This window comes from Pseudomonas rosaeacicularis (genome assembly GCF_057128745.1).
In genome coordinates this window covers 90,984-103,725 of sequence record NZ_JBSKHT010000008.1, presented here as the reverse complement: position 1 = coordinate 103,725, position 12,742 = coordinate 90,984, and the positions used below count along the sequence as shown (strand labels likewise).

The following is a 12,742-nucleotide window of genomic DNA, read 5'->3' as shown; positions in this document are numbered from 1 at the left end:
GTTCGCTCCTACAGCTTCAAGTTCAGATCCACGTCCTGGCGAAAGCGCGGTCAACGCTTCTGAACGAAATCCCTGATCCGCTCGGCCGCTTCGATGCACTCGGCCAGTGGCGCAACCAGTGCCAGACGCACGCGGCCTGCCCCTGGATTGAAGCCGTCCACTTCGCGAGACAGGTACGAACCGGGCACTACAGTCACGTGTTCGGCCACGAACAGGTCGCGGGTGAAGGCGGCGTCATCGGTGCCCACGTCGGGCCACAGATAAAAACCGCCATCAGGACGCTGTACGTCCAGGACCGGAGACAGAATATTCAGCACCGCGTCGAATTTTTCGCGGTACAGCGTACGGTTGGCGCGCACGTGCTCTTCATCGTTCCAGGCCGCGATGCTCGCCAGCTGGGTTTGAATCGGCATGGCGCAGCCGTGATAGGTGCGATACAGCAGGAACGCCTTGAGAGTCTCGGCATCGCCCGCCACGAAACCCGAGCGCAGCCCCGGCAGGTTCGAACGCTTGGACAGGCTGTGGAACACCACGCAACGTTTGAAATCTTCACGACCCAACGCAACGCAAGCGCTGAGCAAACCCGCTGGCGGAGTCGCCTCGTCGAAGTAAAGCTCGCTATAGCACTCGTCTGCGGCAATCACGAAATCATGCTTGTCGGCCAAGGCGATAAGCTTCTTCAGGGTTTCCAGCGGGATCAATGCGCCCGTGGGATTGCCGGGCGAGCAGAGGAACAGGATCTGACAACGGTCCCAGATGTCAGCCGTTACCGCGTCGAAATCCGGATTGAAACCGTGGCTTTTCAGGCACGGGAGATAGTGCGGCTGCGCGCCGGCAAGAAACGCCGCGCCTTCGTAGATTTGATAGAACGGGTTGGGGCTGATTACCAGGCCATCGTCGCTGCGATTGACAACCGTCTGAGTGAAGGCGAACAGCGCTTCACGTGTGCCGTTGACCGGCAGAACGTGCTTCGCCGGATCGAGCCAGCCCTTTGGCACGCCAAAACGACGCTCGCACCAGCCAGTGATGGCTTCGCGCAGCGCCGGGATGCCCGCCGTGGTCGGGTACACGGCCATCTGATCGAGATTATCGGTCAGAGCCTGGGCCACGAAGGCGGGCGATTTGTGTTTGGGCTCGCCAATCGACAGCGCAATGGGACGCTTGTCCGGGTTTGGCGTGACGCCGCCGAGCAATACGCGGAGCTTTTCGAACGGATAAGGCTGAAGCTGTTGCAGGGCGTTGTTCATCGGATGTCAGTCTCAATAAGCGGGGCGCCCTGGTCCGCAGAGCGAAAGGCAGGGCGCCGTTAAATCAAAAGTTCGGGCGACTCAAATGCTGATGCGCCATTCGCCAGCAGGCTCTTGCGTGACGCTGAGCTGTTCGACGATGGCGGCCTGTAAGCGCATACACAGTTGCGGGTCGGAGAGCGGCTGATTGTTTTCATCTGTTATAAAGAAAACGTCTTCGACTCGCTCGCCCAAGGTGGCGATTTTGGCGTTCTGCAAAGACAGGTCGAACTCCAGGAAAATCTTGCCAATTCGGGCCAAGAGCCCTGGCCGGTCTGGCGCGCTCAGTTCCAGTACCGTCACTGGGCGTTGGGCGTCGTTGGAAATCGTCACCTGAGGCGGGAAGGCGAAATGCTTGAGCTGACGCGGTACGCGGCGTTTGATAATCGTCGGGTAATCGTCCGGGTTGCGCAGCGCTTCGGTCAAACCGTCACGGATGTCCTTGATACGCTCTGGATTATCGCCAATCGAGCCGCCGTCGCTGTCGAGAACGATGTAGGTGTCGAGCGTGAACTGGCTGCTGGAGGTGATGACGCGGGCGTCATGAATGTTCAGGTTCAGCTGGTCCATGGCGGCCACGGTCACTGCGAAGAAGTCGTGCTGGTCCGGCGCGTAAATGAAGATCTGCGTGCCGCCCTCGAATTCGCGCTGGGTGGTTTCCTTGATCAGTACCAACGGACCGCCGTCAGCAGGTTGTTGCAGGATGGCATCGCTGTGCCAGGCCACGTCACCTGCGGTATGCCGCAGAAAATAGTCGTCCCCCAGCTGCGACCATAATTGCTCAACGTCGTCCGGGTCTGTGCCGTTACGCACCAAGATGTCCAGCGCTGCGGTTTGGGTGCGACGGATTTGTTCTTCGCGGTCTACCGGGTTCTCTAGGCCGCGCCGCAAGGCACGCTTGGTTTCGGTGTACAGCTGGCGCAACAGACTTGCTCGCCAGGAGTTCCAGAGGGTCGGGTTGGTCGCGTTGATGTCGGCGACCGTCAGCACGTACAGGTAGTCCAGATGCACTTCGTCGCCAACGAATTGGGCGAAATCGTGGATTACCTGCGGATCGGATAAATCCTTGCGCTGGGCAGTGGTGGACATCTGCAAGTGGTTTTGCACCAGCCACACGATCAGATGCGTGTCCCAGTTCGGCAACTGATGACGAATGCCGAACGCTTCTGCGTCGAGCGCGCCGAGCTCCGAATGGTCGCCACCCCGGCCCTTGCCAATGTCGTGATACAGGCCCGCCAGATAGATTAACTCGGGTTTGGGCAGCTTGCCCATGATCTTGCTGGCCAGCGGGAATTTCTCTGAAACCTGCGTGTACTGCAGCTTGCGCAGGTGTTTGATCAGGTTCAGCGTGTGAGCATCGACGGTGTAGATGTGGAACAGGTCGTGCTGCATTTGCCCGACGATATGGCCGAACTCCGGCAAGTAAAGCCCGAGGATGCCGTAGCGGTTCATCCGGCGCAGGTTGCGATGGATGCCGATCTCGCATTTGAACAGCTCGATGAACAAGCTGGTGTTGCGAATATCATTGCGGAAATCATCGTTGATCAGGTGCCGGTGCTCACGCAGCAGGCGAATGGTGTCGGCGCGCACACCCTTGATTTCCGGGCGTTGCGCCATCAGCACGAAAATCTCCAGCATCGCGAACGGCGTACGCTTGAAGACATTGGGGTGAGTGGCTTCGATGTAGCCGTCGTGCAGCTGGAAGCGCGAGTTGATCGACTCTGTGAGCGCGTTTTGATCGTCCGAGAGAATGACTTCTTCGAAATGCTGAATGATCAGGTCGCTCACCTGCGCGATGCTCATCACCACGCGGTAGTACTTCTGCATGAAGCGTTCGATGGCCAGTTTTGCGTCACTGTCCTGGTACCCCAGGAGGCGCGCGATGGTGCTCTGGTGATCGAACAGCAGCCGATCCTCGGAGCGCCCCGCCAGCATGTGCAAGGCGTAACGGACTTTCCAGAGAAACTCCTGAGACGACGCCAACAGGTTATTTTCACTCTCCAGCAGAAAGCCTTCGCCGGCGAGCGCGTGCAGATTCAGCGTGCCGTATTGGCGACGTGCTACCCACAAAATCGTCTGGATATCACGCAAGCCGCCTGGCGAGCCTTTTACGTTGGGCTCCAGGTTGTATTCGGTATCGTTGTACTTGTGATGACGGTTTTTCTGCTCGGCGCGCTTCGCCAGGAAGAATTCCTTGCTCGGCCACATCTGGCTCGGACTGGTGACTTCGAGCATGCGCTGGCGTAGTCGCTCAGGCCCGGCAATGGTGCGGCTTTCCATCAGGTTGGTGATCACCGTCAGGTCAGCCAGCGCCTCGACGGCGCACTCATCCACCGAACGCACGCTTTGCCCGACTTCCAGGCCGATATCCCACAGCAACGTAAGAAATCGCTCAATGGGCTCACGGAAAACTTCGTGGTCGGCGCTGTCCAGCAGAATCAGCAGGTCGATGTCAGAATAGGGGTGCAGTTCGCCGCGACCATAGCCACCGACTGCCAACAGTGCGATGTCGGCGTCCTCACTCCAGTCGAACTGATCCCATGCCTTTTGCAGGATATTGTCGACGAACCAGGCACGGTCCTCGATCAGCCGGCGGATGTCGCGGCCTGATTTGAAGCGCGCATCCAGCACTTCATGGGCCTGACGGATGGCTTTCTTGAACGCGGCTATAGGGCTCGCCTTCAGTGCCAGTTCAGCCTGGAACTGACCGCGATCGAACAAATCTGGATCCACCTGCGGCATCGAACTGCTTTCCTTCTATCTATATCGGGCCGAACGTCATAGTCGGCGCAACCATCAGGCCGAGGTGCGGGCAATGGTGTCGTCGCTGCGAAGGGTGAAAATTTCGTAGCCGTCTGCAGTGACGAGGATAGTGTGTTCCCATTGTGCAGATAGCTTGCGGTCCTTGGTGATCGCTGTCCAGCCATCGCCAAGCAGGCGGGTTTCAGCCTTACCCTGGTTGATCATGGGCTCGATGGTGAAGGTCATGCCTTCCTTGAGTTCCATGCCATCACCGGCTTTGCCGTAGTGCAGGATCTGCGGTTCTTCATGGAACACTTTGCCGATGCCATGGCCGCAGTATTCGCGGACTACTGAGAAGCCGTTCTTCTCGGCGTGCTTTTGGATGACTTCGCCAATGTCACCCAGGCGTGCGCCTGGCTTGACGATCTCAATGCCTTTGTACAGGCATTCCTGGGTGATGCGAGAAAGGCGCTCTGCCCACTCAGGGACTTTGCCGACATGGAACATCTTACTGGTGTCGCCGTGGTAGCCATCTTTGATGACGGTGACATCGATGTTGAGCACGTCGCCTTCCTTCAAAGGCTTCTCATTGGGAATGCCGTGGCACACCACATGGTTGATCGACGTACAGATCGACTTCGGGAAGCCTTTGTAGTTGAGCGGGGCAGGGATGGCTTTTTGTTCGTTGACGATGTAGTCGTGGCAGATGCGGTCGAGCTCGTCAGTGGTGACACCGGGCTTGACGTGCGCACCGATCATTTCCAGAACGTCGGCGGCCAGGCGGCCGGCGATGCGCATCTTTTCGATGTCTTCAGGGGTTTTGACGGTCATACAAGGCTCTCTGGGCGCGGCGGGGCCGCGGCTAAACACGGAAAAAAGCGATTCTATCAGACCGCTGGAAGGGCGGTTATCATCGTGGCTTATACAGAGTGCGCAAGCGCTGGCCAGATGCCTTTGCCAGCAACGCAAAACGCTCGAAGAAACAGGCGCTTATTTCGTGTTTCGTTTATCGAGTCTTTTGTGATATAAAATGCGCCGCTTTCCGGGGTCCGTCCCCGCGAGCTTAAACCCACACACGTGTCGACACGATGACCTGGGTGCCCTCGGCTTTAGCCGCTGGTTGGTCATTGGGATACGTGGAGGCCTAACCCGACTTATCAAGGAACTATCATGTCCCAAGTCAATATGCGCGATATGCTGAAGGCCGGTGTGCACTTCGGTCACCAAACCCGTTACTGGAACCCGAAAATGGGTAAATACATTTTCGGCGCGCGTAACAAGATTCACATCATCAACCTTGAAAAAACCCTGCCTATGTTCAACGAAGCTTTGACTTTCGTTGAGCGCCTGGCTCAGGGCAAAAACAAGATTCTGTTCGTCGGCACCAAGCGCTCCGCTGGCAAGATCGTTGCTGAAGAAGCGGCACGTTGCAACTCGCCGTACGTTGATCACCGCTGGTTGGGCGGCATGCTCACCAACTTCAAAACCATCCGTGCTTCCATCAAGCGTCTGCGTGACCTTGAAATCCAGGCCGAAGACGGTACTTTCGCCAAGCTGACCAAGAAAGAGGCGCTGATGCGTACTCGCGATCTGGAAAAGCTGGATCGTAGCCTGGGTGGTATCAAAGACATGGGCGGTCTGCCAGACGCACTGTTCGTTATCGACGTTGATCACGAGCGCATCGCGATCACCGAAGCCAACAAGCTGGGTATCCCGGTTATCGGCGTAGTCGATACCAACAGCAGCCCGGAAGGCGTTGACTACATCATCCCAGGTAACGATGACGCAATCCGCGCTATCCAGCTGTACATGGGTTCGATGGCTGATGCTGTAATCCGTGGTCGTAACAATGTTGCTGGCGGCACCGACGTTTTCGTCGAAGAAGCTCCAGCTGCGGTCGTTGAAGGCTGAGTAGTTAACGCCTAGCGTTTACTCAGTACGCAAAAAGGGGGCTTAGCCCCCTTTTTGCCACCTCGAAAACCCTTCTGGCGTTGCCATCGATCAAATGGTCATGTGCAGCTGTCAGCATGGATTTTCAAGAATTTGAACGCCCGCTCACGTGGGTGGAATGGTTGAAGACCTATCCAAAGAGGATTTTGAAATGGCAGAGATTACTGCAGCGTTGGTCAAAGAACTGCGCGAGCGTACCGGCGAAGGCATGATGGACTGCAAGAAGGCCTTGACCAAGGCTGGCGGCGACATCGAAAAAGCCATTGATGATATGCGTGCTTCGGGCGCGATCAAGGCAGCCAAAAAAGCAGGCAACGTTGCTGCTGAAGGTGCTATCGCTGTCAAAGTCAGCGAAGACGGCAAGCGTGCCACTATCATCGAAGTCAACTCTCAGACTGACTTCCTGGCTCTGCAAGACGACTTCAAAAACTTCGTCAACAACAGCCTGGAAAAAGCGTTCGCTGACAAGCTGACTGAAGCCGCTCCGTTGATCGAAGCGCAAGAAGTCGAGCGTACTGCGCTGGTTGCCAAGGTTGGCGAAAACGTCAACATCCGTCGTCTGGCCAGCATCGAAGGTGATGTGGTCAACGCTTACCTGCACGGCAACAAGATCGGCGTAGTTGTCGTTCTGAAAGGCGGCGACGCTGAGCTGGCAAAAGACATCGCGATGCACGTTGCTGCAAGCAACCCTGAGTTCCTGCTGCCGTCGGAAGTTTCGGCCGAAGCGATCGAGCGCGAAAAGGGTGTCTTCCTGCAGTTGAACGAAGACAAAATCAAAGGCAAGCCTGCCGAAATCGTTGAAAAAATGGTTGGCGGTCGTATCACCAAGTTCCTGGCTGAAGCCAGCCTTGTTGAGCAGGCGTTCGTCAAGAACCCTGAAGTCAAGGTCGGTGAACTGGCCAAGAAAGCCGGCGCTGAGATCGTTTCCTTCACTTACTACAAAGTAGGCGAAGGCATCGAGAAGCCAGTCGACAACTTCGCTGAAGAAGTCGCTGCTCAAGTAGCTGCCAGCAAGAAGTAAGACGGTTATCCAGCTGTCGCCCCGAAGAGGCTGCCCGCTTACGCGCGCAGCCTCTTTGTCAAAGCGGTGGGGGGAATTTGTTTTTCAGGATGTGGTCCACAAGGCTGCTTTTACCTGACGTTGTAGCCTAGAGTTAGCGCAAGAACCGGCTCACAACCTAGATTTTTTTTAAACGCCGCAGGAGAGATTCGCAATGGCTCAGCAGGGCAGTGGTTATCAAGCTCGCTATAAACGCATTCTACTCAAGCTTAGCGGCGAGGCCCTGATGGGGTCTGAAGAATTCGGTATTGATCCCAAAGTGCTGGATCGCATGGCGCTGGAAGTCGGCCAGTTGGTCGGTATCGGTGTTCAGGTAGGTCTGGTCATTGGTGGTGGTAACCTGTTTCGTGGCGCGGCGCTGAGTGCTGCCGGCATGGATCGGGTCACGGGCGATCACATGGGCATGCTGGCCACGGTGATGAATGCCTTGGCGATGCGCGATGCCCTGGAGCGCGCCAACATCTCGGCCATTGTCATGTCGGCCATTTCCATGGTGGGCGTGACCGATCACTATGATCGTCGCAAGGCAATGCGTCATCTGAACGCCAAAGAAGTCGTGATTTTCGCAGCCGGTACGGGCAATCCGTTCTTCACCACTGACTCGGCCGCTTGCCTGCGAGCGATCGAAATTGACGCCGATGTAGTGCTCAAGGCGACCAAGGTCGATGGCGTGTACACTGCGGACCCATTCAAAGACCCACACGCCGAGAAGTTCGATCATTTGACTTACGATGAAGTTCTGGATCGCAAATTGGGTGTTATGGATCTGACAGCGATTTGTCTGTGTCGCGACCACAAGATGCCGCTGCGTGTATTTAATATGAACAAGCCCGGCGCCCTGCTGAACATCGTGCATGGCGGCGCTGAAGGCACCCTGATCGAGGAAGGCAAACAATGATCAATGAAATCAAGAAAGACGCTCAAGAGCGGATGCAGAAATCCCTGGAATCCCTGGCCCATGCGTTCGGCCAGATCCGCACCGGCAAGGCGCATCCAAGCATCCTGGGCAGCGTGATGGTCCCTTATTACGGTTCGGACACTCCCTTGAGCGGCGTCGCCAACGTGACTGTCAAGGACTCCCGGACCCTGCAGGTCGTAGCGTTTGAGCGCAATATGCTCGCGGCGGTCGACAAGGCTATCCAGAGTGCCGGCCTGAACCTTAACCCTACCAACCTGGGCGAGCTGCTGCTGATCTCCATGCCAGCGCTGACCGAGGAAACCCGCAAGGGCTTCACCAAGCAGGCTCGCAGTGCAGCAGAAGACGCCCGCGTTGCCGTGCGTAATATTCGTCGCGATGCTTTGGGTGACTTGAAAAAACTGGTCAAAGACAAAGAAATCAGCGAAGACGAAGAGCGTCGTGGTGCGGCAGATATTCAAAAGCTGACCGACAAGGCTGAAGCGGATATCGACGCTGCTACCAAGACTAAAGAAGCAGACCTGATGGCCGTATAAGGGTCCGGAAGCTTTCATGGAAAAGACTAAGCTGGCTGAGCCGTCGTCGGTGCCGCGTCATGTCGCGATCATCATGGATGGGAACAATCGTTGGGCGAAAAAGCGTCTGCTGCCGGGTGTCGCCGGTCATAAAGCAGGCGTGGATGCTGTTCGTGCGGTGATCGAAGTGTGTGCAGAGGCCAAGGTCGAGGTGCTGACACTGTTCGCGTTCTCCAGTGAAAACTGGCAGCGCCCCGCCGAAGAGGTTGGGGCGTTAATGGAACTGTTCTTTACTGCGTTGCGTCGAGAGACCAAGCGGCTAAATGACAACGGCATCAGCCTGCGCATCATTGGTGATCGTTCACGTTTCCATCCGGAGTTGCAGGCAGCAATTCGCGAGGCCGAAGCGCGCACGGCGGGTAACGACCGTTTTGTCCTGCAGATTGCTGCCAATTATGGCGGACAGTGGGACATTGCCCAAGCTGCGCAACGCCTGGCGCGGGAGGTTCAGGCGGGCCATCTAAAGCCTGAGGACATCACCCCCGAGCTGCTGCAGACGTGCCTGTCGACAGGTGATTTGCCATTGCCGGACCTCTGCATTCGTACCGGCGGCGAGCACCGCATCAGCAACTTCCTGTTATGGCAGCTGGCCTATGCCGAGCTGTACTTCTCCGACCTGTTCTGGCCGGACTTCAAACACGAAGCCATGCGCAAAGCGCTGGCCGATTTTGCTTTGCGCCAACGCCGCTTCGGGAAAACCAGCGAGCAGGTAGAAGCTGGAGCCCGAGCTTAATGCTGAAACAACGAATCATCACTGCGCTGATCTTGCTGCCCATAGCCCTCTGCGGCTTCTTCCTGCTAAAAGGCGGCAGTTTTGCACTGTTCATTGGGGTGGTCGTTACGCTTGGGGCGTGGGAGTGGGCACGTCTGGCCGGGTTCGAGGCTCAATCATCGCGAGTGCTCTACGCGGTAGTCGTTGCGGTTTTGCTGTTTCTCCTCTACTTGCTGCCAGGCCTTGCGCCGTGGGTATTGGTGGCAGCGCTGATCTGGTGGCTCGTTGCGACCTGGCTGGTGCTGACATACCCAGAGTCCAGTGAGCATTGGTCCAGTTCCATCTGCAAACTGGTCATCGGACTCCTGATTTTGTTGCCGGCGTGGCAAGGTTTGATCTTGATCAAGCAGTGGCCGCTTGGTAACTGGCTGATTCTTTCGGTCATGGTGCTGGTCTGGGGTGCGGATATCGGCGCCTACTTCTCAGGCAAAGCCTTCGGCAAGCGCAAGCTCGCACCGAAAGTCAGCCCTGGCAAAAGCTGGGAAGGGCTATATGGCGGGCTGGTCGCCAGTTTGCTGATTACCGCCGTGGTAGGGATTTTCCGTGGCTGGTCCTTCTCGCAGTTCTGCTTTTCCCTGATTGGCGCGGCCATCGTTGTGCTGATTTCGGTGGTTGGCGATTTGACGGAAAGCATGTTCAAGCGCAAATCCGGGGTCAAGGACAGCAGTAATCTGCTGCCGGGTCATGGCGGCGTACTTGATCGTATCGACAGCCTCACCGCTGCAATTCCGATTTTCGCGCTGCTGCTCTGGGCTGCTAACTGGGGCGTGATGTGAGCCAGCTCCAGCAGATCACTGTATTGGGTGCCACAGGTTCTGTGGGCTTGAGCACCCTGGATGTCATTGCCAGGCATCCCGAGCGTTACCAGGTTTTTGCGTTGACCGGCTTTAGTCGTGTGACCGAGTTGCTGGCGTTGTGCGTACGCCACAAACCTCAGTTTGCGGTGGTACCAACGGCAGAAGTTGCGCAGACGCTGCAGGTCGATCTTCAGGCCGCAGGGTTGGACACTCGCGTATTGGTGGGGGAGGGCGGTCTCTGTGAGGTGTCGGCCCATCCGGAGGTCGACACCGTTTTGGCAGCTATAGTCGGCGCCGCAGGTTTACGTCCGACCCTTGCTGCGGTCGAGGCCGGGAAAAAGGTCCTGCTTGCCAACAAGGAAGCGCTGGTTATGTCCGGAGCCTTGTTCATGCAAGCGGTCCGGCGCAGCGGGGCAGTGCTGTTGCCTATCGACAGCGAACACAACGCCATTTTCCAGTGTCTGCCGGGCCACTACGCCAACGGTCTTGGGGCTGTGGGAGTGCGTCGCATATTTCTGACAGCTTCGGGCGGCCCGTTTCGAGAAACACCGCTGGCTGAATTGGCTCATGTCTCGCCGGAACAGGCGTGTGCGCACCCCAACTGGTCGATGGGTCGGAAAATTTCAGTCGATTCGGCCAGTATGATGAACAAGGGGCTTGAGTTGATCGAGGCCTGCTGGCTGTTCGATGCCAAGCCTGCCCAGATCGAAGTGGTGATACACCCGCAGAGCGTCATTCACTCCATGGTGGATTACATCGATGGCTCGGTGTTGGCGCAGTTGGGCAATCCTGATATGCGCACTCCTATTGCACATGCACTGGCATGGCCGGAGCGTATTGATTCAGGAGTGGCTGCACTCGATCTCTTCTCAATCGCGCGCCTGGACTTTCATGCTCCAGACGAGCTGCGCTTCCCTTGTCTGCGGTTGGCGCGTCAAGCTGCAGAAGCCGGTGACAGTGCGCCGGCGATGCTTAACGCGGTGAACGAAGTGGCCGTAGCTGCGTTTCTGGACAGGCGTATTCGCTATCCGGAAATCGCGAGTATGATCGACGAGGTTTTGAGCAAGGAGGCTGTGGTCAGCGTCTCCGAACTTGATGCTGTGTTCGCCGTGGATGCCAAGGCTCGCGAACTGGCCGGGCAGTGGCTTGGCCGCAATGAGCGCTAAGAGCGATATATCAGTCTCTACGGGCCCGTTGGCTTGCGCATGCGTCGATAACCTTTTGCCAGGAGAACAGCAATGAGCGCGCTATATATGATTGTTGGCACCCTGGTTGCGCTGGGTGTGCTGGTGACCTTTCACGAGTTCGGTCACTTTTGGGTGGCCCGGCGTTGTGGCGTTAAGGTATTGCGGTTTTCGGTTGGCTTCGGCATGCCGCTGTTGCGTTGGCATGACCGTAAGGGCACCGAATTCGTGGTTGCCGCGATCCCCCTGGGTGGCTACGTCAAAATGCTTGATGAGCGTGAGGGGGATGTTCCGCCGGAACTCGCCGATCAATCGTTCAATCGCAAGACCGTCTATCAGCGTATCGCCATCGTCATTGCAGGCCCTGTGGCCAATTTTCTGCTGGCAATTGTATTTTTCTGGATACTCGCGATGCTGGGCAGCCAGCAGGTGCGGCCTGTTATCGGCGCAGTAGAGGCGGGCAGCATTGCCGACAAGGCAGGGCTGACCGCTGGGCAGGAAATTGTTTCGGTTGACGGTGAGGCGACGTCGGGCTGGGCTGCGGTCAATCTGCAACTGGTCAGGCGTCTGGGCGAAAGCGGCACCATCGCGCTGAAAGTGCTGGATAAGGATTCCACGGCGCAATCCCCGCACCAGTTGGTCCTTAACGATTGGTTGAAGGGCGCTGATGAGCCTGATCCGATTCGCTCGTTGGGGATTCGTCCATGGCGTCCGGCCTTGCCACCTGTTTTGGCTGAACTCGATGTTAAAGGTCCTGCGCAGGCCGCGGGCCTTCGAACCGGTGATCGCTTGCTGGCGCTGGACGGTCAGCCACTCGCGGAGTGGCAACAAGTGGTTGACTGGGTTCGTGTCCGTCCTGAAACCAAAGTTTCGTTGCGCGTCGAGCGTGACGGTGCGCAAATCGATGTCCCGGTGACGCTGGCCGCCCGCGGCGAAGGCAAGGCCGCTACCGGTTATCTGGGTGCGGGAGTCAAGGGTGTCGATTGGCCACCGGAAATGCTTCGAGAAGTCAGTTACGGTCCTGTAGCCGCCATTGCGGAAGGTGCGCAGCGTACCTGGACCATGAGCGTGCTGACGCTCGATTCGCTCAGAAAAATGTTGTTCGGCGAGCTGTCCGTAAAAAACTTGAGCGGACCGATAACCATTGCTAAAGTGGCGGGCGCTTCGGCCCAGTCGGGTGTAGGTGACTTCTTGAATTTCCTTGCTTATCTGAGCATAAGCCTGGGAGTTCTCAATTTGCTGCCCATTCCAGTATTGGACGGGGGGCATTTGCTGTTTTATCTGATTGAGTGGGCGCGTGGTCGTCCCTTGTCAGAAAAAATACAGGGCTGGGGGGTTCAGATCGGAATCAGTCTGGTGGTCGGAGTGATGTTGCTCGCACTGGTCAACGATCTGGGACGACTGTAAAAAGCTACACCGAATTGTGAATCTGCCGCATTTTGCGGCAGTTTGTTTATTGC

The 12,742-nt window shown here is 57.1% G+C and carries 11 protein-coding genes; 8 read left to right on the top strand and 3 right to left on the bottom strand.

Annotation, left to right across the window (positions count from 1 at the left end; genetic code table 11):
- Window positions 1-50: 50 nt before the first annotated feature.
- From dapC to map, 3 genes are all read right to left on the bottom strand, one after another.
- Window positions 51-1,247 (bottom strand): succinyldiaminopimelate transaminase, encoded by a 1,197-nt coding sequence (gene dapC, locus ACWKWM_RS12050; protein ID WP_483846359.1) that lies wholly within the window; start codon window positions 1,245-1,247, stop codon window positions 51-53.
- An 81-nt stretch (window positions 1,248-1,328) separates the two neighbouring features.
- Complete coding sequence (locus ACWKWM_RS12045; protein WP_483846358.1) at window positions 1,329-4,028, bottom strand: [protein-PII] uridylyltransferase; 2,700 nt, start codon at window positions 4,026-4,028, stop codon at window positions 1,329-1,331.
- Window positions 4,029-4,082: 54 nt separating this feature from the next.
- Entirely contained in the window at window positions 4,083-4,859 is a 777-nt protein-coding gene (gene map, locus ACWKWM_RS12040; protein WP_483846357.1) for a type I methionyl aminopeptidase, read from the bottom strand.
- 339 nt (window positions 4,860-5,198) lie between these two features.
- On the opposite strand from map, the gene rpsB reads away from it, so the two are divergent.
- From rpsB to rseP, 8 genes are all read left to right on the top strand, one after another.
- The gene (rpsB, locus tag ACWKWM_RS12035; protein WP_483846356.1) at window positions 5,199-5,939 is read left to right on the top strand and encodes a 30S ribosomal protein S2; all 741 of its coding nucleotides are present in this window, start codon (window positions 5,199-5,201) and stop codon (window positions 5,937-5,939) included.
- A 190-nt stretch (window positions 5,940-6,129) separates the two neighbouring features.
- Window positions 6,130-6,999 (top strand): translation elongation factor Ts, encoded by an 870-nt coding sequence (gene tsf, locus ACWKWM_RS12030; RefSeq protein ID WP_483846355.1) that lies wholly within the window; start codon window positions 6,130-6,132, stop codon window positions 6,997-6,999.
- Window positions 7,000-7,192: 193 nt separating this feature from the next.
- Window positions 7,193-7,936 carry a UMP kinase gene (gene pyrH / locus ACWKWM_RS12025; protein WP_483837796.1) on the top strand — a complete coding sequence of 248 codons (744 nt, stop codon included), beginning with the start codon at window positions 7,193-7,195 and terminating at the stop codon, window positions 7,934-7,936.
- On the top strand, window positions 7,933-8,490 hold the full coding sequence (frr, locus tag ACWKWM_RS12020) for a ribosome recycling factor (RefSeq protein ID WP_483846354.1): 558 nt from the start codon (window positions 7,933-7,935) through the stop codon (window positions 8,488-8,490). The genes pyrH and frr overlap by 4 nt, the downstream gene beginning before the upstream one ends.
- A 16-nt stretch (window positions 8,491-8,506) precedes the next feature.
- A complete protein-coding gene (uppS, locus tag ACWKWM_RS12015; RefSeq protein WP_483846353.1) occupies window positions 8,507-9,262 on the top strand; it encodes a polyprenyl diphosphate synthase in 756 nt (251 codons plus the stop codon).
- Window positions 9,262-10,077: a phosphatidate cytidylyltransferase gene (locus tag ACWKWM_RS12010; protein WP_483846352.1), complete on the top strand. Its 816-nt coding sequence runs from the start codon at window positions 9,262-9,264 to the stop codon at window positions 10,075-10,077. Before uppS ends, ACWKWM_RS12010 begins: the two co-directional genes overlap by 1 nt.
- On the top strand, window positions 10,074-11,264 hold the full coding sequence (ispC, locus tag ACWKWM_RS12005) for a 1-deoxy-D-xylulose-5-phosphate reductoisomerase (protein ID WP_483846351.1): 1,191 nt from the start codon (window positions 10,074-10,076) through the stop codon (window positions 11,262-11,264). Before ACWKWM_RS12010 ends, ispC begins: the two co-directional genes overlap by 4 nt.
- A gap of 72 nt (window positions 11,265-11,336) precedes the next feature.
- The gene (gene rseP / locus ACWKWM_RS12000) at window positions 11,337-12,689 is read left to right on the top strand and encodes a sigma E protease regulator RseP (protein WP_483846350.1); all 1,353 of its coding nucleotides are present in this window, start codon (window positions 11,337-11,339) and stop codon (window positions 12,687-12,689) included.
- The last annotated feature ends 53 nt before the right edge of the window (window positions 12,690-12,742 follow it).